This is a genomic window from Micromonospora sp. WMMC273, assembly GCF_027460285.1.
GTDB lineage: Bacteria > Actinomycetota > Actinomycetes > Mycobacteriales > Micromonosporaceae > Micromonospora > Micromonospora aurantiaca.
On the sequence record NZ_JAPZBE010000001.1, the window covers coordinates 2495494 to 2516170 of the forward strand.

Genomic DNA, 20677 nt, shown 5'->3' on the forward strand with positions numbered 1-20677 from the left:
TGGCGGACGGTTGGTGGCGCGTGGGACGCTCCGGTCATGCGCATCGCCGAGCACATTGCCGCGCTGGATGAGGAAGGCGTCCGACTGGCAGAGGCGGCGGACCGGGCGGGCCTGGACGCACCCGTGCCCACCTGCCCCGGCTGGCAGGTCCGTGATCTGCTGCGCCATGTCAGCGGTGTCCATCGCTGGGCCACGGGCCACGTGATCACGGGACGCCGTCAGCCTTACTCCACTCGCGAGGAGGCGGAGTTCTTCGCCGCAGTCGAGGACGACGAGCTGCTGGACTGGTTTCGGGAGGGCCACCGCGCACTCGTGGACACGCTGACGGCGGCCGACGAGAGCGTTGAATGCTGGACGTTTCTGCCCGCGCCCTCGCCGCTGGCGTTCTGGGCACGTCGCCAGGCTCACGAGACCGCAGTACACCGCGCCGATGCCGAGTCGGCTGTCTCCACGGTTCCCTCCTGGGATCCCTCCTTCGCCGCTGACGGCATCGACGAACTGCTCAGCGGCTTCTTCGGCCGGCCCGGTGGGCGTCTGGTGGCCGATCCACCCCGCAGCATGGCCCTGGCGCCCACTGACGTCGACGCCGGATGGACCTTCCACATCGAGCCGGCCGGGCGCCGCCTGGTCGCCGCTGAGATGCCGGCCCAGCTGACCATCGTGGGACCCGCATCCGAGCTCTACCTCCTGCTGTGGAACCGGAACGGGACTGAACGCCTCGAACTACGCGGGGACGCGGCCGTCCTGGACCTCTGGCGGGCACGGGCCACGATCACCTGGAAATGACGCCGTCATCCCGGCGAGGTCAGCCTGTTGCCGCCCACCGTGGTTCCCATCCGCTCATCGACAGACCCGGATGGGCGAGACAGGCGGTTCGGAAAGCTGGATGCGACCGGCTGCCGTTCGACCTCTGCATTACAGACGCAGTGGGTTCAGCCAAACCATCGGGCAGGTAGGAGCCGCCTCGACGTCAATACGAGAGCTAAGAGCCACTCCGCCATCGCTCCAACTTCCCGGCCATGGCCCAGATGCTGCCCGGCCTGCTGCTGGAGGCAGCGGCAGTCGGTGGCCTGCGCTCGCCCAGGTGGCGCGGCCTGCCTGCGACACGTCGGGTACCGCCGCCTGGCGTTGGGCGCGGGCGCGGGTGGCGGTGACGGCGGACGAGGACGTGGAGCAGGCGGCGTGGCCGAGGGCGACCCGCTTCGCGTACGCGCGAAGCTCCGGACGGGGCCGAGGGGGAGTTCCTGGCGGGTAAGCGGCAGGCGGCGTGGTACTTCGACCGGTGTGAGCTGCCGAAAGTGGGGCGCAGTTGGTGCGCCACGCAGATAACTCTGTCGCCGTGTCGTGCCGGGCCCGGTGACAATGCTTGCCGGACGGTGATACGACGAGGGTCGAAGGGCGTTGCTGTAGTGGGTCGACGGTTGGGCGGACACGAATGGCCGGTGATGGTCAGTACCGTTCACCTCGGGCGCCATCGGTACCGGGTCATGCGGCCGGCAAAGCCGCCGGGTCACGTCCGCGCTGGTGGTGTAAGAGACGGCCATCGTGTGATCCGGTCTGATGTTATGCGGCGATCGATGCCGCGTCGGTCTGGTCGGTGTCGTGTTGGCTGGTGTCGATGGTGATCAGGCGGGCTTTGGCGAGGAGTTCCAGGCCCATGTAGCGGCGTCCTTCGGTCCATTCGTCGGTCTGTTCGGCCAGGACGGCGCCGACGAGGCGGATGATCGCCGCCCGATTCGGGAAGATCCCGACGACATCGGTGCGCCGGCGGATCTCCTTGTTCAGGCGTTCCTGCGGGTTGTTCGACCAGATCTGACGCCAGATCTCGCGCGGGAAACTGGTGAACGCGAGGAGGTCGTCGCGGGCGGCGTCGAGATGCTCAGCGGCGGCCGGGAACTTCGCCTCAATCGTGGCGACGACCCGCCGGAACTGCGCGTGGACGGCGTCGGTATCAGGCTGGTCGAAGATCGTGCGGACCAGGGTGGCGATCCACGGCTGCGCGGACTTCGGCACCTTCGTGAGCAGGTTGCGCAGGTAATGGGTGCGGCACCGCTGCCAGGTAGCGCCGGGCAACGCCGCGCCGATCGCCGCGACGAGGCCGCGGTGGGCGTCGGAGATGACGAGCTGGACGCCGGACAGTCCGCGGGCGGTCAGCGATCGCAGGAACGCCAGCCAGCCGGCGCCGTCCTCGTCCGAGGCGACGTCGACGCCGAGGACTTCCCGTTGACCGTCGGCGTTGACCCCGACCGCAATCAGGGCGTGGACATTGACGGTGCGTCCGGCCTCGCGGACCTTCATCGTCAACGCGTCCATCCACACGAACGTGTAATGCCCAGAGTCGAGGGGCCGGTTGCGGAACGCCTCGACCTGGGCGTCGAGGTGGGCGGCCATCTCCGAGACCTGCGACTTCGACAACTGCCGGATCCCGAGCTGCTCAACCAGCTTCTCCACCCGCCGCGTCGACACCCCGAGCAGATAGCTCGTGGCCACGACCGAGACCAAGGCCTGCTCGGCCCGCCGCCGGTGGGTGAGCAGCCAGTCGGGGAAGTAGCTGCCCTGACGAAGCTTGGGAATCGCCAGGTCAATCGTCCCCGCCCGGGTGTCCCACTCCCGAGCCCGGTAGCCGTTGCGCGAGTTGACCCGCTCGTCGCTGCGCTGCCCGTAGCCAGCGCCGCAGATCGCGTCAGCCTCGGCGGACATCACCGCCTGCGCGAACGTTTTGATCATCGCCTGCAACACATCCGGCGACGCGCCCTCGATCTGCTCGCGCAGCAGGTCAACAGGGTTCACACTCTCTGAAGCGGCCATCGCGTTCCTTCTTCCTTCTCTGACTTGGTCGTCTTGAAGGATCGACGCGATGGCCGTCTCTCATCTACGCAACACGCCCATCACGGGCAAGTCGTACACCACTCCCGTGGACGCAACCAAGCCGCCGGGGTTCGCCGGTCTGTACGAGGGCCGTCTTGGAGCCCAGTTCTGCCTCGACAAGGAAACAGCGATGCTGCTCGCTCTGGCGTGGGGGCTGGCTGCCCGGTCGCCGCACACGATCGTCTATCTTCCCCTACGTCGCGCGACAGTTCCTGACCATCATGGTCGGGGGCGCCCGCTCGACCTGGTGTTGCTGCATCACCGCCTCGCGTTCCCGCCGTCGCGGTGGAAGCAGGTCCGTTCCCGGTTGGGGACCGGTCGGCCACACACCGTCGTCCTACCTGGCGAGGCGTGGCCGGCGCGGTCGACCGATGATCACCGGCGAGTCCGGTACCAAGAGTTCCGCGATCATCGGCGGTGGGACATCGCCGCCGACACGTTGGTGCTCACCGGCAGCCGCGAAGCGTTCGGTTTGGAAGCCGACCAGGTCCGTGCCCTGGCCGAGGAGTGCCCCGCCCATCGCGCTCGCATGCCAGGCACGCACTGTTGCGCCGAGATCGGCATGGGCAGAACCCGCCGCCACCCCGACCGACGCCGGCCGTACGCCGAACTTCATGCCGAATACGCGCAGTGACGTTACTGGGTACTGCTTCGATGATCAGGTTCCGGTTCGAGCTGTACCCACTCGACGAGGTGTCGCCGTGGGGCAGGGGCCAGCCGAGGCTCCACTGGTTCGGGCTCACCGAGGGCTGGTACTGGCTCGAAGCAGGCGGGCAGGAGCTGCTGCGCGGCGCCCGGGAGGTTCATCCGCATCCCTACGTCGAGTACTACCTGGCCCGGCTCTGGGAAGACGTCATTGCCCTTACACCCGAGGTGATGGAGCCGGTGCCCGACGATCTGCAGTCGTTCATCGCCTCCCACCCCGAGCAGTGGACGTGTGACCCTCTCGAGTTCGTGGCCGAACCGGATGAGGGACAGACCGACGACGGGAACGCGGACGTGCCCGACCATCCAGTCGTCACGGCCGCGATCTGGCACGGCGAGCATCACCTGGATTTCGGTTACCTGCGTAATCCTCCCAAGCTCCGATTCTGGCGTGCCATCCGTGGCGATCGCGACGAGATCACCATGGATTGGCGGCACGAGGACGACGGCGAGATCGGTTTCACCGCCGACCCCGCAGTCCGACGCAGCGTCCCGACCACCGCTTACCTTGAGGCCGTGCACATCCTCAACCGAGAGTTGATGGACGCCATGGGGCAGCGGGTCGAGGAGCTGGAACGCCGTGGCGGGCTACCTGCGTGGACCTTGACGTCGTCCATCTGCGGCGGGAACACGAAGACCGGCGGCACTGGTTTGCCAAGAACCTCGATCGCTCCCCGAAGACCGACTGGAACGTTGTCCGCCAAGGTGCCCGCCTGCTGCTCGGCGACGTTCAACGGGCCGACGCCCCGGCGGGCTAGGCATTCCTTCGAGCACCTGACCGGGACATCATCCGCTTATCGGCTAGATGCGGAGGTTGGTGGCGCCGTTCCTGCCTCGCTCGAGGTCTTCGGGGTACGCGGAACATCAGTAGGTGGACCTAGACTGCGGCTCGTGACGACACCCCCCACTGCGGTCGAGGTGGCCTTCGCGCTGTTGCGGGAGGGCCGGATGGGTGATGCCGAGAACCTCATGACGCGCGAGTTGCAGGCCGTTACTGACAAACACGGTCACGGCGGCCCGGAATGGGCCTCGGCCCAGTGCGACCTCGGCAATGTGCTGCTCAACGCCGATCAGCTCGACCGCGCGATCGAGTGCTACCGGCGTGCCGTCTCCGCGACGCCGCGGGATCACGAGTCCCGCAAGGAGCAGTTGACCTGCCGACTCAATCTGGGCTTGGCGCTGCGCATGGCCGGACGGTTCGACGAGGCCGAGACGGAGTTGCGCCTGGGGGTGCAGGAGCGGCTCGCCTTCTACGGCCGCGAGCACGCCGGGTACGCGTTCGGTCTCGAGCCACTGGCAGACCTGCTGCGGCAGCGTGGCGACGTCGCAGGTGCCCGGCAGGTCGTCGAGGAGGCGGTGGCCAACCTGTGGCGCAACGGGCACGATCGGGTGGCCTCCGCGTTGGCGCTGCGAGCAGCGATCGTGCACGCCGGTGGCACCGGCGAGCCGCTCTTCGTGGGCCTGGACCAGCTGCCGGACCAGGTCGTCGAGGAGATCGGACGAGTCGTCATTCAGATGCTGGACCACGACGACCCGGCAACCAGGCCCCTGCTCACCTCCCTGGTCGCCGCGTTGGAGGAGCGGCTCGGCATCGACCACCAGGCGACGCTCAATGCTTTGTCCGCACTGGCGAACCTCGGCCGTGATCTCGGTGACCAGGTGGGGCGGGTCGACGCGATCGAGCGCGTGCTCGCTTCGTACGACCGGCAGGGCCGGCAGGAGGAGGCGCTGATGGCGGCGCTCGGCTTGGCTGTGGCGCAGGGCGAAGTCGGCGACGCCCAGGCGGCGCTGGGCACGTACGCGTCGTCGTACGCGAGGGCGGAGCGCATTGGTCGTCCGGAGCTGCGGAGTCAGGTGCTGCGCAACTGGGGTCTGGCGCTGAAGGAGGCCGGCCAGGTGGACCTGGCGGAGCAACGGCTGACCGAGGCAGTGAACCAGGCGCGCCGCGGCGCCGACCATGAGATGGTCGGGCGGGCCTGCATCGCCCTCGGACTGTTCCTTCAGCATGAGGCACGGCTGTCGGAGGCCCGCACGGTCCTGGAGGAGGGCCTGACCGTCATGGATCCCGTACACCCGGACGCGATCATCGGCCGCAGCCACCTCGGTGCGGTTCTGGATGGCCGCACCTGCGGATGCGGCGACATGGCGGGCACGATCGCCGACGCGTTCCGTGGGTTCGTCATCACCAGGCTCCCTGCGGACCTGCTCGACCGCCTCGACGTGGCGATCGTCGACGGCGACTTCAAAATCGACGTGGCACTGCGGCGAGAACCCACCGAGTCCGAACTCGAACGGCTCAACGACGTCTTCCGGACCGCCCACGCGGAGTTCCGCCGCCGGATCAGCGAGCCCCGCTACGCCGGTTGACCGCACGACAGCCGCCGCAGGACCAGGCCGTGCCGGTCGAGGTCCGGACGGGATGCGAGGCTGGACGCGTGGCTTCCCGATCGATGTACGCGTGGACGGCCCTCGGCTGCCCGTCGGCCACCCGGTAGGCACCGTGGGCGCGTCGGTGTGTCTGACGACCGGCGAGAGTGCGGTGGAGTGTCACGGAACCGTGCTCACCCTGCGGCAGGCCCATGACAGCCTCGCCCAGGTGGAGATCGTCGCCCGGCTCCTCGGCTCGTACGCTCCGGACGCCCGCCGGCCCCTGACGTGGCGCGACGCATGAGCCTGGTGTCGGCGTTCGTACCGATCTGGATCCTCACCGCTGTGGGTTACGCGGCCTGTCGCTGGGGACTGCTGGGCGAGGCGGCGGCGTCGGTGCTCGGCCGGTTCGTGTTCCAGCTCGCGATGCCGGCCGCCCTGTTCCTGGCCCTGGCCCGGATGCCGCTGTCCGGGTTCGCGGGCCGCTCGCTGCTCGCCTTCGGGGTGAGCACCGTCGCGGTCGTCGGGTTCGGCTGGGGCGGCGCGAGCCGGCTGTTCGGTCGCGAGCCCGGCGAACGGCCGGTCTGGGGCATGGCCGCCGGGTACGTGAACTCGGCGAACCTCGGCATCCCGATCGCGACGCAGGTTCTCGGCGACGTGTCGTTCCTGGCAGTGGTGGTGCTGCTGCAGGTGCTGGTGGTGGCGCCCGTGATCGTGGTCGCCCTGGACCGGCGCAGCGACCCGGCCGGACGGGTGCGGGTTCGCCGGGTCGCCTCCCTGCCCGTACGCAATCCGGTGATCCTGGCGTCGCTGCTCGGTGTCGCGTGCTCGGCGGCCGGCCTGCGTCTGCCGTCGGCGGCCGACGCGTCGCTGACGCTGCTGGCGGGCGCCGCGGCGCCCGCCGCCCTGGTCGCGCTCGGCGCGTCGCTGCACCCCACGGCGCCGTCGCGGGCAGAGCCGGCCGAGCCCGCCGAACTGGCCGTGATCACCGCGCTGAAGCTTGTCGCACAGCCGGTCATCGCGTACGCGGCCGGGCTTGCCCTGAATCTGTCCGCGCCGCAGTTGCTCGCCGTGGTGGTGTGCGCGGGCCTGCCGACGGCGCAGAACACGTTCATCTTCGCGCAGGAGTACGGCGTCGGCGAGGCGGTTGCCAACCGGGCGGTGGTCGTGACCACGACGCTGTCGCTGGCCACCCTGGCCGCAGCGGCGGCGCTCCTCGGGTAGCCCGGCCATACAGTTCTGCCATGTCCGACGGCCCGTGCTACCGCCCCGACCGACACCCGTCGGCACCTGTCACTCCCGGATCTCCATCTCCGTCACCAGGCCGTCGCCGAGGCGGTATACGTGCGTGACGGTGTGATCGGCGAGCGTCGCTCCCGCTTGGTCGTGGACCACTTGATGAACGGTGACGGCGATGCGGCCGTCGGCTTCCGTGCGGAACGCCGTCGGCGTTACTGTCGGATCGAGCTGCTCCCACTGCCGGCGCCAGTAGGCACTCACCTGGTCCCGGCCGTGAATGACGCCTCCCTCCCAGCCGTTGGGCCACGAGACGTCCGGCGTCATGGCGGCCAGCAGCGTGGGGATGTCACGCCTGTTGAAGGCCGCGTAGAGGTTCGTGAGCAGGGCCTGGGCAGTGAGGCGTCTCGGCGAATCCATCGAGTCAGCATGGCCCGTGGGCACGACCGGACGCAGTCCTCTTTGCGCTCAGCAGAACGCGCGATCCTCGCCGGGGGCGGGCGTCAGGGAGCCGGATCGTCTGAGCGCGCCCCTGTAGATCGGCATGCCGGTTTCCCCCGGCACTGTCGACACGTCGTACTGGCAGTAGCTGACGGCGATCCGCGTCCAGTCGGACACCGGGCCCTCACGTCGCTGCCCTCCACCGCCCGCATCGGCCATCGCCGGATCGTAGCGCCGTCCTGACCGCACGGTGGGGCACCCGGACGGCGGTCCCCAGCCCGTCGCGGACGATGACCGGGCCCGGCGGGGCGTCGGCCGTGACGGCGCGGCGTCCGCGATGCTGTGGGGCGTGGAGTACGTGTCCAGAGTGCCGCGACCGCCGCTGGACGGGCTGATCGACGACCTCTACTACCTGGCGGGTACGCCCCCGTACCCCCGGCTGACGCTGCCGCCGATGCCCGCGGCGCTGCTCATCGTCAACCTCGGGGCGCCGTTCCGTGTCCGCGCCGGCACCGACATCGAGAGCACGGAGTACGCCGACGGCTGCGTGATCACCACACCCACCCGGGCGTTCGAGTTCGGCTATCCGTGCCCGACCCGGTCCGTCGGCGTACACGTCAAGCCGTGGGGTCTGGCGCCGTTCCTGCCGATGCCCGCGGCCGAGCTGCGCGACCGGCCGGTGACGCTGGAGCAGGTCTGGGGCCGGCCCGCCGTCGCTGAGCTGCGCGACCGGCTGGCCACGGCGGACGGGCCGCACGAGATGCTGGCGCTGCTCGAACAGGAGCTGATAGGACGGCTGTCCGAGACCACCGGACTTGGGCTGGTCCGGCATGCGAGCGGCGTCATCGCGGCGACGAGCGGCGCGGTGCCGATCGGCGACCTGAGGACAGCGGCCGGTGTCAGCAGCACCCATCTGACGCAGCGGTTCAAGGAACTCGTCGGCGTCACGCCGAAGCGGCTGGCCCGCACCTACCGCTTCGCCGCCGCCGTGTTCGCGATCGACCCCGCCCGGCCCGTCGACTGGGGCGAGCTCGCCAGTGGCGCGGGCTACTTCGACCAGGCCCACTTCGGCCACGAGTTCCGGGCGTTCACCGGGCTCACACCGACCCGGTACGTCGAGGTCCGGCGGCGGTTCCTGCGCGAACACCCCGGCCACGCGATGGACGGCTGGCCGCTGCCGGTCGATTGATTTCGTACAAGAACCGCGGCTCACGGCCCGCTAGCGTGAGGAAATCCAAGGCAGAGGGGAACCGGCGTGGGCACTGTGGTCCTGTACAGCTCGGTGTCGGTGGACGGCTTCGTCGCGGACGACAACGACCAGCCCGGACCGCTGTTCGACTGGTTGACAAGCGGTGACGTCCCACTGGACGACAGCGGCGCGCTGAAGGTGTCGCAGACGTCCCACGACTACGTCGGGCCCTACTGGGACCGGATCGGGGTGACTGTCGTCGGCCGGCACGTCTTCGACCTGACCGACGGCTGGGACGGGACGCCGCCGAGCGGGATCGACCACGTGGTCGTCGTGACCCACCGGCCCGCGCCCGACGGCTGGGACCCTGCGGCGCCGTTCCACTTCGTCGACGGCGTCGAGGCAGCCGTGGCAAGGGCGCAGGAACTCGCGGGGGACCGCATCGTCGAGGTCGCCGCCGGTGACGTCGGAGGCCAGGCGCTCGCCGCGGGCCTGGTCGACGAGGTACGCATGGACGTCGTACCAGTGGTGTTCGGCTCCGGCAAGCGCTACTTCGGGTCGGTGGACGCGCAGCACCTCCTGGAGGATCCGGACGTGGTGCTCCAGGGCGATCGGGTGCTGCACCTGCGCTACCGGGTGCGCCGCTGACCGATCCGGGATGATGTCGCCGTGGACTTCCCGCCGCCGATACCGGATCCAGCTGACGGCACCATCCGCCGCTATGTCATCGCCCCGTCGGACCGGGGAAGCGCTCGCTATCTGGACCTCCTGCACGGTGGCATCGTCCGTCCGGACGCGCACGAGAACGCTCCAGTGGTGTACGCCCTGCGCCAGGATGCTCGACGCGTCAGCGACGAGGAACTCGTCTTCCTGCTCCAACCCGGCGGCCTGCCGAACTGGCGCTCACGGTTGGTCGCCGGCTACCTCATCGGGCTCGACCGGCGTACCCGGTTCCGGCAGACCGTCGGCGAGCTGCTCCTGGGCAGCGAGGTCTGCTTCAGCGGCCAGGGCTACTGCTTCGCCCTCGCGGCCTTCGGTGACCACCCGGACGCGGAGATCCTGACCGCATACCTCGACCGCTACCTGCCCGCACTCGACCTCCGCTACGACCAGCACTGGGCGCTGGGTGCCCTGCGTTACGTCGATTCGCGACTCGGCACGAGCCACGCCGACCGCTACCTCGGACCCGGCGGCCGGTGGGAACGCTGGGCCGGCGCCGTACCCCAGCCTCCGGACGCCGACACCTATCGAGCACTGATCGCTGATCTGTGCGCGCTGTGAGCGTGCGGCGGCGCCGTGACCGACGCGGTCAGAGCAGCGCGAGTTGGCCCGGCAGCGGCTCGTCGTCGAGGCGAGCGTCGAGCTGCCACAGCCGGAGCTGATCGTCCTCGTGCTGGCGGGTGAGCCATCGGCCCGGCTGGTGAGCGGGGTGGACGGAGCCGGACCCGTGGTGGCGCGGGTAACGCACCTCGGAGCGGCACCCGAGGCCGAGCGCCGACAGCAGGAGATGGCCCCCGGCGTCGTTCGGCAGGTCTGCGGTGTTCACGGCGACGAGGATCAGGTCCTCGGTGAGGAACAACGCGTGGTCCACGTATCTGTTGCCCGCGAGCCAGTGTGGCGCGCTCCGCAGATCTTCCAGGTGTCGTTCTGCGATCGCTGCGTCGGACGCGACGTCGCGGACGGACAGGAAGCCGTCGGTGGTCAGGGTCAGACAGCGGCCGCCTGCCGGGCTGAAACCGGCGAGATCTCCACCGGCCAGTGGCCGCGACACGATGTGCTCGGCGTCGAGCCTGATGAGCATGGCGTCTGACCGGTCGGGGTCGAGCAGCGTCAAGCCGGTCCAGGCATTGCGGGGCGAGTGCACGAACCAGGCGGCCTCGGGCCCGGGCAGCGGGATGCGATGGATCTCCGTGCCTCTCGCGCCGTGGAGGGCGACGAGTTCCCCGGTGCCGGCCAAACGGATCCAGAGGGTGTCGTCGCCGTCGAGGTGGAAGTCGGCGCCGGCGCTGTCGCCGAGTCGCTGCCAGGTGCTGCGCCAGCGAATCGCGCCGTCGCGGTCGAGCACGACGATCTGTTGCTCGTCGCCTGCCGCCACGAGCCGGCGGGTGGCACTGACCTTCATCTGCGGGCCGTCGAGCGGCACCGCAAGCCGCGCCACGCGACGCAGTTCCTGGTCGAACAGGTTTACCGTGACACTGTCTCGCTCAGTGACCACCCAGCCAGGGCCCGTTGCCTGCGTGACGTGCCGAATGCCGGGCAGCCGCACCTCGTTGACCAAGCGGGGTTGCATCGCAGCAGCATAGAACCGCTGCATGCGCCCGTCAGGGTGCGTGCGCGGACCCGCGTCCACTCGCCCGTGCCCTTACCGCGGCCGTCGGAATCGACCTGAGCCGAGGGCCGTCGACATCAGAGTCGTGCGACTCCGCCCCGCTCGTCTCACCGCGGCCCGAGCCCGGTGCGACCGTCGATCAGCTCGCGGACGACGTCCAGGTGGCCGGCGTGCCGGGCGGTCTCCTCGATGACGTGCAGAACGATCCGTCGCAGGTCGGTGGTCTGCGACGCCAGCGTCTCGTCCGGATGCCGGCCGGCGGGTGCCGCCGTCAACGGTGCCGCGGCGATGATCGCGTCGGAGACGTCGCACTGGTCGCGGTAGAAGCCGAAGACCTGGGACGGCGATCGAGTCGTGCGAAGTGGTGTGTTCTCGTCCGGCCAGGGCAACGGCTCCACCGAACCACGAAAGACCTCCTGGAACCAGTGGCGTTCCGCATGCCCGAGATGCTCCACCAGCCCGAGCGGCGACCATCCGGAGGGCAGGACCGGCTTGCGCAGCGAGGCCAGGTCCAGATCGGCCAGGATGGCTCGGACACTGGCACGCTGATACTCGAGGAACTCACACAGCGCGGCCTTCTCCATATCGACCTTTGTCACGCCGGCAGGCTAGCGGCCGGCACCGACAGTTTCGCGGCCCCTTGCAGATGGCGGACAAGGCACGTACCGATGTTCCCCGAGTGAGGCGCACCGTCAGGTCGTCCGTCCATTGCACCCGACGAGTACCCCCGCCCCGATCTTGATCCACAAGCGAGTTGCTTCTCGACGTCCGGCCGTACGCGATTGACACGTCCGGGTCGGGAGGGGCAAGGTTGCGATTGGCCACGCGCACCGCGTGGGCACTCCGCATGAGGGAATGACGCCTGTGATCCGGGTAGGCCGAGCGGCCGCCTGAGTGTCGGCCACGCGACGGATGACCGTCGCGTGCCTGCGACACGGCGGGGCGGCCCGACGCTTCTTCCGCCCGTCGCAGCTTCTCTCATGCATCGAGGTCCCCCGTTGAGCATGGATGCCCGCATCCAACAATCAGTCGTCGTCAACCTGTCCCGCCGGCCCGCGCCGGTCGAGGTGGGGCCGTTCGTGATCGGGCTGGACCCGACAACGGCCAGCCCGTACGTCAACTACGCGACGCCGCGTCCCGGCGCCGCCGTCACCGCGGCCGACGTCACCGCCCTGGTCGCGGCGTTCCACGCCGCCGACCGCAAACCCCGCCTGGAGTACGTCACCAGTTGCGCCCCCGATCTGGAGGCGCTGCTGACCGCCGCCGGCTTCACCGTGGAAGCCCGGCACACCTACCTGGTCTGCGCGCCGGACACGCTGGCGTCCCCACCCGTGCCGGACCACCTGAGGCTGTGCGAACCGGGTACCGACTCCCAGCGCGCCGCGCTGATCAGCGTGCAGAACGAGGCGTTCGGCGACGATCCGGTCGCCTCCGAGGCCGACGTGGCTCGCCTCCGGCGCCAGCAGGACACCGGTGGCGTGGTCGTCACGGCCGTCACCGAGGACGGTGACTGCGCGGGCGGCGGCGGTGCGGCGGCGCCCGTCGGCGCGGTCAGCGAGGTGGCCGGCATCGCCGTCCGCGCGTCCTACCGCCGTCGGGGACTGGCGTCCGCCATCACCGCCGACGTCACCCGGCGGCTGTTCGGCGCCGGTGCGGAGGCCGCCTGGCTGGAGGCCGGTGGCGAGGATTCGTGGCGGGTCTACGAGCGCGTCGGCTACCGGCCCGGCGGGCAACGGCTCTACACAGCGGTGAACTGAGCCCCGGCGAGGCGGCCCGGGCTGAGGTTCGACAACCGAGGCCTGGGCCGCGCGCTCCGGGTACACCTGGGCGGTGATCCTCATTCAGCGGGTCCGCGTCCGGTGGACCGCCGCCGCCCGCGGTTCGCCGGCGGCGAACGCCCGCCGCGGCCTCGTCCGGGCGATGCCGCCGCCCCGGCCGCTTCCGGACGCCGAGCTGGTCGTCCACGACGTGCTCGCCGACCAGGAGGCCGGCTACGAACACCGGGAAGGGGTACGCGCCGGAGGCGTCGAGCTGGCCCGCGAGGTCGGACTGTGGCTCGGGCACTACCGGGCGTCGGGCGTCGTGGACCGGCTACCCGGATCGCCGCGCGGGGCGCCGCTAGCTGTCGAACCAGACGACGAGCCGTACGTTGTCGTCGCCGTACCGCTCGGCAAGCTCGCGCATGCGGTCGAGCAGCGCGCGTAGCTGCGGGTCGGCGCGCAGCACATCACCGTGGGTCAGGCGCTCCACCCGCCACATCCGGTCGCCCGCCCGCCATTCGGTTCCCTCCGGGTAGCTGCTGCCCCGGTGGTCCGCGTGCTCGCCGGCCACCTCGTGCCAGGCTCGTCCGTGGTGTCCGGCCTTGCCCACGAAGCGCGGCCCCTGCCTCGTCAGCTCGTACTCATGGATCCGGTCGTCCACACGGGGCGCCTGCGCGCTCCAGTCGACGGATGCCAACTGCGCCCACGTCGCCCAGGTGTGGTCGTGTTCGCCGTCCGCGAGGAGAGCGCGCAGGTCGGCGCCGGCGTCGTCCGGCACGCCACGGCCGGGCGCGACCGGCTCGAACCCGGCATAGTTGCGCACACCGAACAGCAGCCCGAAGGCGTCGTAATGGCGAGGTAGCGCATCCAGGCCGACGTGGGCCAGCCTCCAGGGCGAACCCGGACCGTGCGGCCGGAGCTCCACCCCACCGGCGATGTCGGTACCCACGTCACCCCACCTTGCAGCCGAGATGGTGCCCGCCACCGGACCATTCGGAACGCCGGCGCGGTGTCACGAACGCGGCGTCCGATCCCCGCCGGACATGCGACCCATTGTCGACCAGGCTCTCCACCATGAACAACGCACTTGACGGCAAGGTAGCTCTCGTCACCGGTGGTGGCCGTGGCATCGGCGCGGCGGTGGCCCTGCGCCTGGCCGAGGACGGCGCCGATGTGGCGCTGACGTTCCAGCAGAATCAGCGTCGCGCCGACGACGTGGTGGAGCAGATCAAGGCTGTGGGACGGCGCGCGATCGCCGTGCGGGCCGACAGCGCCGATCCGGCGGCGGTGATCGCGGCGGTGGACCGGGCCGCCGGTGAGCTGGGCCGGTTGGACATCCTGGTCAACAACGCGGGCGCGTTCCTGCTGGGGCCGCTGGAGCAGTTGAGTCTCGACGAGTTCGAGCAGACAGTCGCGGTGAACGTCCGGGCGCCGTTCGTCGCCTCGCAGGCCGCGGTACGCCACATGCCGGCGGGCGGACGGATCGTCAACATCGGCAGCAACACGGCCGAGCGGGCGGTCTTCCCGGGCTTCTCGCTCTACGCGATGAGCAAGACCGCCCTGATCGGCCTGACCAAGGCGCTCGGGCGCGAACTCGGCGGTCGAGCGATCACGGTGAACCTGGTGAACCCCGGCGCCACGGACACCGAGCTGAACCCGGCCGACGGCCCGAACGCGGACACGATCAACGGGTTCACCGCCCTCGGCCACTTCGCGCAGCCGGTCGACGTGGCCGCCGCCGTGGCGTTCCTGGCCGGCCCGGACGGGCGTTACGTCACCGGCGCGACGGTGAACGTCGACGGCGGATTCACCATCTGACCATCGGTACGGCCCCGAAGGACATCGACGGCCTGCCACCGGACGGCGGCGCGGCGGCTAGGCTGTGCCGGTGTGGAAGGCGGTGTGCCGGGGTGACCGTCGTGGCTGATGCGGACGATGTCCGTCGGGTGGCGCTGTCGCTGCCGCACGTGGTCGAGATCGACAGTGACGGCTTCGACTTCCGGGTCGCCGGCAAGGGGTTCGTCTGGTCGTATCCCGAGCGCACGTCCGGTAGGCCGCGGCGCATCCGCACCGACATCGCCGTGCTGTACGTGGGCGACGAGGCGGAGAAGCAGGCCCTGCTCCTCGGCGAGCCCGACCTGTTCTTCACCACCCCCGCGTATGACGGGTCACCCCTGGTCATGCTGCGGCTGGCGCACGTCGGCGTCGAGCGCCTGACCGAACTGGTCACCGACGCGTGGCGGATGCGTGCCCCCGACTTGTCGACCGGTGACCCCGACGAGGGCGCCGGCGCGTGACGCCGGCCGTTACGACGACGAACCACCGCCGGCCGCCCGCTGTCCGTCGAGGATCTGCTCCCGGAGGATGTCCGCGTGCCCGCAGTGCTGGGCGAGTTCGCGCAGGACGTGGAGGTACACCCAGCGCAGCGGAAGCGGGCCCCGTCGGTGCCCGGTGAGGATGTCGTCCAGACGCCGCGTGGAGGTCGCCCGGCGTGACGCGTCGCGGGCGTCGCGGTATGCCCGCCGGACGCCGGTGATCGTGTCGCCGTCGTCGAGGAGGAACGAGTCCTCCGACCGCTCCGGGATGCCGATCTCGGCTCGCGACCGGCCCGTGACGGCCTCGTCGAACCAGACCTTCTCGACGAAGGTCGCGTGCTTCACCAGACCCAGCAGCGTGGTCCGGGAGGCCACCAGTGACCGGCGCGCCTGTTCCTCGGTCAGTCCGTCCAGGCAGCGGTCGAGCGCGTCGCGCTGCTCGTCGAGAACGCCTCGAACTGGGCCTGGATCGGCTGCGCGACGATCCCGGCGGAGAAGGTGGGCGGGAAGGACGGCATGGACGAAGCATTCCAGATCGACGCCCACCGCCCGGCGGACAAACGCCGGACCGGTGCCTCACCGCTCGGGCACGCTCACCGGGTCCACGGGCTGACGTGCCGCGACGATCTCGGCATGGTGAGCGACCGCCCAGTCGGCCAGCGCGGAAAGCGGCCCCAGCAGGCTGACACCGAGCGGCGTCAGCCGGTACTCGACGCTCGGCGGCACCGTCGGAAACACCTCACGTTCGACCAGGCCGTCGCCTTCCAGCGCGCGCAGTGTCCGGGTGAGCATGCGCGGGCTGATGCCCTCGACGGCCCGGTGCAACTCGTTGAACCGGTGCGGATGCCGGCCGAGCAGGGTGATCAGCAACAGCGTCCACTTGTCGCTCACCCGCCCGCAGCACGTCGGTGACCGGGCAGCGATCGTACTCGCCGGCCGGAACCGGCACCGGCAGCCGATGATCGCGCAGCGAGGCACTCACATCGATGTTACCTGTGGACATGAAAGTGCCTTCTTTCGCCTCCGCCGGCCTGCTGCCCAGGATGAGGCAGGCCGATGAGCAAGACGATAAGGGGGCGACGTGGGCGTCGTGGTGGTCAGTGGCGGCACGAACGGGATGGGACGTGCGTTCGCCCTGGGACGGGCCGAACGTGGCGACCGCGTCCTGGTGCTCGGCCGCAGCCGTGCACGGGGCGAGGCGATGGCCGGCGGCCTGATCACCTTCGTACCCGTCGATCTGTCCAGCATGGCCGAGACGCGGCAGGTCATCGCGCACATCCTCGGCGAGCATCAGGTCGTCGACGCGTTGACGCTGTTCGCCAATGCCGTGACGCCGCGCCGCGTCGAGACGGTGGAGGGACTGGAGCGTACGTTCGCGCTCTACTACGTCAGTCGCTACCTGCTCAGTTTCGGTCTGCGTCCGGCCCTGGACCGGGCGACCGCTCCGGTGATCATGAACGTCGCCGGTGTCGGGGTCACGAGAGGCGAGGTGCGCTGGACCGATCCACAGATGACCGCGGGCTACTCGGCCGTCGCCGCGCAGTTGCAGGCCGGGCGGGCCAACGACCTGCTCGGCGTGGGCTTCGCCCAGCGGTCCGGCAGCCGGGCCCGATACGTGCTCTACCATCCCGGTTTCACCAGGAGCGGTGACCGTAGCGCACTCCCGTTCGTGGTACGAGGGCTGCTCGCGGTGGCGGCGGCCGTCGCCGCCCGGCCCGTCGCGGACGCGGTGGCGCCGATTCACCAGTTCCTGGACGCGCCGCCGACCGCGCCGGTGACCGCCGTCGACCGGGGGAAGCTACTTCCGCCCGGTTTCCCGACCCTCGACCCCCATGACGCCGAGCGGTTGATGGACCTCACGGAGAGGCTGCTGCGGTGAGGTGGCGCGCCGACGCTACGGCCGGAAGTAGTCGGACATCATGCCGCTGACCCAGTCCGGCTGGCGGACGTCGGCGGGGACGAACTCCACCATCACCGGCTTCAGGTCGATCACGGGCGTGCCGGCCACGGCGTCGAGGCCCACCACCGTCAGCTCGCGGCCGTCGACCGACTCGATCCGGCAGCACGTGACGCCGATGCGGTTCGGCCGGCGCGGGCCGCGACCGGCGAACACGCCCATCGGCGGCAGGTCGGCCCGGCCACGGTAGGGGCGGGGCTCCCGGAAGTCGCCGCCGTCCGGGAACCGGTCGAAGACGAACAGGACCTCCACGTGGGAGAACCCCTCCAGGCCCTGCAGGCACGCCTCGCCGAAGCGCTCGTCGACGACGACGGTGCTGCGGACCGCACCCCAGTTGTCGCTGTGCTGGATGTCCGTCCGGTCGTTGCGGACCGTACCGATGGGGGTGATCTCGAAGCCGCTCATGCCCGGAGAGTAGTTCGGCGTGGCTCGTCTCGGGGCAGACGAGCCGGAGCATCGTCGCTAGGCTCGTGATCATGGACATTCTCCGATACGCCGCGTTCACCGCCGACCCCGCCGGTGGCAACCCGGCCGGTGTCGTCCTGGACGCCACCGGGGCGGGCGACGCGGAGATGCAGCGGGTGGCGGCCGAGGTCGGCTACTCCGAGACGGCGTTCCTCGTGCCCGCCGGCGGGGGCGGGCGGTTCACCGTCCGCTACTTCAGCCCCAAGGCGGAGGTGCCGTTCTGCGGGCACGCGACGATCGCGTCGGCGGTCGCGTACGCGCAGCGGCACGGCCCAGGTGTGCTGCACCTGGACACTCGCGCCGGGCTGGTCGAGGTCGCCACGAGCGTGCAGGCCGACGGCGCCACCACCGCCACGCTGACAAGCGTCGCGCCGCGCACCGTACCCCTTGCCGCGGACGATCTGGCGGCGCTGCTCGCCGCGTTGCGCTGGTCGCCGGACGATCTCGATGCGACGCTGCCGCCGCGTGTCGCGTACGCCGGGGCCTGGCATCCGATCGTGGCCGCCGAGACCCGGCAGCGCCTGGCGGACCTGGACTACGACACGGCGGCGTTGAGCGCGCTGATGGCCGAACGGGACTGGACGACGATCGACCTCGTGCACCGCGAGTCCCCGCTGGTGTTCCACGCGCGCAACCCGTTCCCGCCGGGCGGCGTGGTCGAGGACGCCGCGACCGGCGCGGCGGCGGCCGCGTTCGGCGGTTACCTGCGTGAGCTGGGCGTGGTGCGGCCGCCCGCGACGGTGACCGTGCGGCAGGGTGACGACATGGGCCGTCCGAGCCTGCTCACCGTCAGCATCCCCGCCGGGGACGGCGCCGGGATCGCGGTGACCGGCACCGCCGTGCCCATCCCTGCGGATGATGTCAGATCGGGTGCGGCTCGTTCGTAGTACGGGTGAGAGGCGGCCGGACCGGGCCGCCCGGACAAGGGAGTCATGGCATGCCGCGGTACCTGATCTCGTTCAACGACGGCGCGATGGACCACATCCCCGCCGAGGAGATCCCCCAGGTGGGCAGGGAGGCGCACGCCGTCATCCAGGAGGCCGTGAACGCCGGTGTGTTCGTGTACGGCACCGGGCTCGAACGCCAGCAGGCGACCATCGTGGGTGCGGACGGGGTGGTCACCGACGGGCCGTTCCCGGAGACCAAGGAGGTCATCGGCGGGTTCGTGGTCCTCGACGTGGCGTCCCACGACGAGGCGCTGAAGTGGGCCGCCAAGATCGCCGCGTCGTGCCGATGTGCCCAGGAGGTCCGGGAGGTCATGCCCGACCCCGAGACGGAGGCGATGCTCCGCGCGGCGGGCCGGTGACAGGTTCGATGTCGACGCGATGAGGGTGGGTGTGGCACCCGGACGGCAGCCACGCCCACCATGATCGCTAGCCTCGTGCGGTGAAACGTGAACTCGCCGCACTCTCCCTGCTGTTCGTCGTCTCCGCGTGCGCGCCCGCGGAGCCCGCACCGTCGACGTCGGCCACCCCGTCGTCGTCCGCTGCGGCGTCCTCCGCCGCTCCGCAGGCCGGCTCGACCGCGCCCGCGGACAAGGTCGCGGCCGGTGCGTGCAACATGGTGGCCCGGGTGGTCGAGCAGCAGGACGTCCGTTTCACCTCGAACTCGCCGATCGCCATGCGTGCCCGCAAGGCGGCCGACCCGGGCGTCCGGGAGGCCGGCGAGCGACTGGCGGTGGCGGCGAAGGAATCCGGGGACATGTTCATCCGCAACGACCCGAACGCGGACACCGGCCCGGTCGACGCGCGCATGGCCGAGGCGCAGCGCGGGCTCCTCACCGCGTGCACGGAGCTGTTCGGCCCGCAGCCGTGGCCGTTCGCCCCGTCGCCGACCCCGTCCTCCTGAGCGCGGCGCCCCTGTCGTGATCCAGCCTCATGCCTGGCCGGCGGCCTGAGCGATGGCGAGCGTGTGCTGGTACTCGCGCCAGTGGGCCAGCTTGCCGTCCCGGGTCCGCAACACCCCGATGAAAGGCGCGGAGGCGGTCACCCCGGTCACCGTGTGTGTGCCGACGAGTTCGTACTCGACCACGATCACCTCGGGATCCGCCGTCTCGTGCACGACCACGCCGCGGCAGTCGTCGAACCGCACCGGGAACACCGCCCGGCCCGCCCGCGTGTAGTCGAGAACGGGTTGCTTCCCCTCGGTGCGCGTCGGCTGGCCGGGCGCGGCGAAGGGCGTCTCGACCACCACGTCGTCGGCCAGCGAATCCGCGTCGAAGGCGGGCAGACCGGCCAGCCATCTGGCGCGCATGCTCTCGAAGATCTCCTGTGGTGTCATGCCGGCCTCCGAGATAATGAGTCGTGACTCGACTTGTGTCCGTGAGAATAGTGAGTGGAGGCTCATTTTGGTAGAGGGTCCGCCGCTGCGCGCCGACGCGCAACGCAACAGGGCACGCATCCTGGACGCCGCCGAGGCGGTCTTCGCCGAGTTCGGCACCCGTACCTCGACCGAGCAGGTGGCTCGCCGGGCGGGCGTGGCCATCGGCACGGTCTTCCGTCATTTCCCCACCAAGGAGGACCTGCTCGTCGCGCTCATGAAGCGACTGCTCGCGCAGCTCGCCGACGAGGCGGGACGACACGACCTCTTCGGGTTCTTCAGATACACCGTGGCGCAGGCCGCCGCGAAGAAGACCGCAGTCGAGCTGCTCGCCGGATCCGGGGTGGACATCCGGCTTCCGGACGCGGTAGGTCACCTGGAGGAGGCGGTGGGCAGGCTGCTGGAACAGGCCCAGGCCGCCGGAGCCGTCGCCGGCTCGGTACGGCTACCCGAGGTGATGGCGCTGCTCACCGGCATGTGCCAGGGCGCCCTGCACGGGGGCTGGGACGAGCATCTGCAAGCCCGGACGCTGGCTGTCGTCTTCGCCGGCTTCGAGCGCGGCTGACGGTCCGGCGCGGATCACGCCGCGACAAAACCGGTTGGCCGGCCCCGGCGGACGCTGTTAGCTTGCCGGTGGCCGTGCCGGAGAACGAGGGAGGTGGTACCCGTGACCGCAGTATCGACATGGGTGCTCCCCTCGGGGGTCACGGCCGGGCGATAGGTCGT

27 protein-coding genes are annotated in these 20677 nt (G+C 70.5%); 17 read left to right on the forward strand and 10 right to left on the reverse strand.

What is annotated here, in order from left to right; all coding sequences use genetic code 11:
- Positions 1-36: 36 nt before the first annotated feature.
- Positions 37-786: a maleylpyruvate isomerase family mycothiol-dependent enzyme gene (locus tag O7611_RS11520; protein ID WP_194800117.1), complete on the forward strand. Its 750-nt coding sequence runs from the start codon at positions 37-39 to the stop codon at positions 784-786.
- 777 nt (positions 787-1563) lie between these two features.
- Here O7611_RS11520 and O7611_RS11525 read toward each other — a convergent pair.
- Complete coding sequence (locus tag O7611_RS11525; RefSeq protein ID WP_194803563.1) at positions 1564-2808, reverse strand: IS256 family transposase; 1245 nt, start codon at positions 2806-2808, stop codon at positions 1564-1566.
- A gap of 49 nt (positions 2809-2857) precedes the next feature.
- Between O7611_RS11525 and O7611_RS11530 the strand changes: the two genes are divergently transcribed.
- The 4 genes from O7611_RS11530 to O7611_RS11545 all read left to right on the forward strand — a co-directional run bounded on the left by O7611_RS11530 (position 2858) and on the right by O7611_RS11545 (position 7164).
- A complete protein-coding gene (locus tag O7611_RS11530; RefSeq protein WP_269696799.1) occupies positions 2858-3502 on the forward strand; it encodes a hypothetical protein in 645 nt (214 codons plus the stop codon).
- 20 nt (positions 3503-3522) lie between these two features.
- Complete coding sequence (locus O7611_RS11535; protein ID WP_269696800.1) at positions 3523-5940, forward strand: DUF5984 family protein; 2418 nt, start codon at positions 3523-3525, stop codon at positions 5938-5940.
- 172 nt (positions 5941-6112) lie between these two features.
- On the forward strand, positions 6113-6244 hold the full coding sequence (locus O7611_RS11540) for a hypothetical protein (protein ID WP_269696801.1): 132 nt from the start codon (positions 6113-6115) through the stop codon (positions 6242-6244).
- Positions 6241-7164 (forward strand): AEC family transporter, encoded by a 924-nt coding sequence (locus O7611_RS11545; protein ID WP_269696802.1) that lies wholly within the window; start codon positions 6241-6243, stop codon positions 7162-7164. Before O7611_RS11540 ends, O7611_RS11545 begins: the two co-directional genes overlap by 4 nt.
- A gap of 69 nt (positions 7165-7233) precedes the next feature.
- On the opposite strand, the gene O7611_RS11550 is transcribed toward O7611_RS11545, so the two are convergent.
- Together O7611_RS11550 and O7611_RS11555 are read right to left on the reverse strand one after the other, a co-directional pair.
- Positions 7234-7596 carry a nuclear transport factor 2 family protein gene (locus O7611_RS11550; protein ID WP_194801781.1) on the reverse strand — a complete coding sequence of 121 codons (363 nt, stop codon included), beginning with the start codon at positions 7594-7596 and terminating at the stop codon, positions 7234-7236.
- A gap of 48 nt (positions 7597-7644) precedes the next feature.
- On the reverse strand, positions 7645-7836 hold the full coding sequence (locus tag O7611_RS11555) for a hypothetical protein (RefSeq protein WP_269696803.1): 192 nt from the start codon (positions 7834-7836) through the stop codon (positions 7645-7647).
- Between the two features lie 130 nt (positions 7837-7966).
- Between O7611_RS11555 and O7611_RS11560 the strand changes: the two genes are divergently transcribed.
- The 3 genes from O7611_RS11560 (at position 7967) to O7611_RS11570 (ending at position 10087) form a co-directional block, all read left to right on the forward strand.
- Entirely contained in the window at positions 7967-8806 is an 840-nt protein-coding gene (locus O7611_RS11560) for an AraC family transcriptional regulator (RefSeq protein WP_269696804.1), read from the forward strand.
- Between the two features lie 66 nt (positions 8807-8872).
- Positions 8873-9454, forward strand: coding sequence for a dihydrofolate reductase family protein (locus O7611_RS11565; RefSeq protein ID WP_194801778.1), 582 nt, complete (start codon positions 8873-8875; stop codon positions 9452-9454).
- A gap of 21 nt (positions 9455-9475) precedes the next feature.
- The gene (locus O7611_RS11570) at positions 9476-10087 is read left to right on the forward strand and encodes a DUF6000 family protein (RefSeq protein ID WP_194801777.1); all 612 of its coding nucleotides are present in this window, start codon (positions 9476-9478) and stop codon (positions 10085-10087) included.
- Between the two features lie 28 nt (positions 10088-10115).
- Here O7611_RS11570 and O7611_RS11575 read toward each other — a convergent pair whose 3' ends face one another.
- On the reverse strand, positions 10116-11120 hold the full coding sequence (locus O7611_RS11575) for a hypothetical protein (protein WP_269696805.1): 1005 nt from the start codon (positions 11118-11120) through the stop codon (positions 10116-10118).
- 122 nt (positions 11121-11242) lie between these two features.
- Positions 11243-11734 carry a DinB family protein gene (locus O7611_RS11580; protein ID WP_269696806.1) on the reverse strand — a complete coding sequence of 164 codons (492 nt, stop codon included), beginning with the start codon at positions 11732-11734 and terminating at the stop codon, positions 11243-11245.
- 405 nt (positions 11735-12139) lie between these two features.
- Between O7611_RS11580 and O7611_RS11585 the strand changes: the two genes are divergently transcribed.
- Together O7611_RS11585 and O7611_RS11590 are read left to right on the forward strand one after the other, a co-directional pair.
- On the forward strand, positions 12140-12892 hold the full coding sequence (locus O7611_RS11585) for a GNAT family N-acetyltransferase (protein WP_269698082.1): 753 nt from the start codon (positions 12140-12142) through the stop codon (positions 12890-12892).
- 73 nt (positions 12893-12965) lie between these two features.
- Positions 12966-13340 (forward strand): hypothetical protein, encoded by a 375-nt coding sequence (locus tag O7611_RS11590; protein ID WP_269696807.1) that lies wholly within the window; start codon positions 12966-12968, stop codon positions 13338-13340.
- Here the strand turns inward: O7611_RS11590 and O7611_RS11595 are convergent.
- A complete protein-coding gene (locus O7611_RS11595) occupies positions 13254-13844 on the reverse strand; it encodes a hypothetical protein (RefSeq protein ID WP_269696808.1) in 591 nt (196 codons plus the stop codon). The genes O7611_RS11590 and O7611_RS11595 overlap by 87 nt on opposite strands.
- A gap of 125 nt (positions 13845-13969) precedes the next feature.
- On the opposite strand from O7611_RS11595, the gene O7611_RS11600 reads away from it, so the two are divergent.
- Both O7611_RS11600 and O7611_RS11605 read left to right on the forward strand, forming a co-directional pair.
- Positions 13970-14713 (forward strand): SDR family NAD(P)-dependent oxidoreductase, encoded by a 744-nt coding sequence (locus O7611_RS11600; protein WP_194801773.1) that lies wholly within the window; start codon positions 13970-13972, stop codon positions 14711-14713.
- A gap of 101 nt (positions 14714-14814) precedes the next feature.
- Complete coding sequence (locus O7611_RS11605) at positions 14815-15192, forward strand: MmcQ/YjbR family DNA-binding protein (protein WP_194801772.1); 378 nt, start codon at positions 14815-14817, stop codon at positions 15190-15192.
- A gap of 9 nt (positions 15193-15201) precedes the next feature.
- Here the strand turns inward: O7611_RS11605 and O7611_RS11610 are convergent, their stop codons facing one another.
- Together O7611_RS11610 and O7611_RS11615 are read right to left on the reverse strand one after the other, a co-directional pair.
- A complete protein-coding gene (locus O7611_RS11610) occupies positions 15202-15624 on the reverse strand; it encodes a DinB family protein (RefSeq protein ID WP_228532473.1) in 423 nt (140 codons plus the stop codon).
- Between the two features lie 162 nt (positions 15625-15786).
- Positions 15787-16101 carry a winged helix-turn-helix transcriptional regulator gene (locus tag O7611_RS11615; RefSeq protein ID WP_269696809.1) on the reverse strand — a complete coding sequence of 105 codons (315 nt, stop codon included), beginning with the start codon at positions 16099-16101 and terminating at the stop codon, positions 15787-15789.
- A 190-nt stretch (positions 16102-16291) separates the two neighbouring features.
- On the opposite strand from O7611_RS11615, the gene O7611_RS11620 reads away from it, so the two are divergent.
- On the forward strand, positions 16292-17089 hold the full coding sequence (locus tag O7611_RS11620; protein ID WP_269696810.1) for an SDR family NAD(P)-dependent oxidoreductase: 798 nt from the start codon (positions 16292-16294) through the stop codon (positions 17087-17089).
- A gap of 15 nt (positions 17090-17104) precedes the next feature.
- Here the strand turns inward: O7611_RS11620 and O7611_RS11625 are convergent, their stop codons facing one another.
- Complete coding sequence (locus tag O7611_RS11625) at positions 17105-17572, reverse strand: SAM-dependent methyltransferase (protein WP_194801770.1); 468 nt, start codon at positions 17570-17572, stop codon at positions 17105-17107.
- A gap of 71 nt (positions 17573-17643) precedes the next feature.
- On the opposite strand from O7611_RS11625, the gene O7611_RS11630 reads away from it, so the two are divergent.
- From O7611_RS11630 to O7611_RS11640, 3 genes are all read left to right on the forward strand, one after another.
- Positions 17644-18519, forward strand: a complete 876-nt coding sequence (locus O7611_RS11630) for a PhzF family phenazine biosynthesis protein (RefSeq protein ID WP_269696811.1) — start codon at positions 17644-17646, stop codon at positions 18517-18519.
- 50 nt (positions 18520-18569) lie between these two features.
- Positions 18570-18938 carry a YciI family protein gene (locus tag O7611_RS11635; RefSeq protein ID WP_194801768.1) on the forward strand — a complete coding sequence of 123 codons (369 nt, stop codon included), beginning with the start codon at positions 18570-18572 and terminating at the stop codon, positions 18936-18938.
- An 80-nt stretch (positions 18939-19018) separates the two neighbouring features.
- Positions 19019-19480, forward strand: a complete 462-nt coding sequence (locus O7611_RS11640; RefSeq protein ID WP_269696812.1) for a hypothetical protein — start codon at positions 19019-19021, stop codon at positions 19478-19480.
- 27 nt (positions 19481-19507) lie between these two features.
- Here the strand turns inward: O7611_RS11640 and O7611_RS11645 are convergent, their stop codons facing one another.
- Positions 19508-19912, reverse strand: a complete 405-nt coding sequence (locus O7611_RS11645; protein ID WP_194801766.1) for a nuclear transport factor 2 family protein — start codon at positions 19910-19912, stop codon at positions 19508-19510.
- Positions 19913-19979: 67 nt separating this feature from the next.
- On the opposite strand from O7611_RS11645, the gene O7611_RS11650 reads away from it, so the two are divergent.
- Entirely contained in the window at positions 19980-20516 is a 537-nt protein-coding gene (locus tag O7611_RS11650) for a TetR/AcrR family transcriptional regulator (RefSeq protein ID WP_228532401.1), read from the forward strand.
- The last annotated feature ends 161 nt before the right edge of the window (positions 20517-20677 follow it).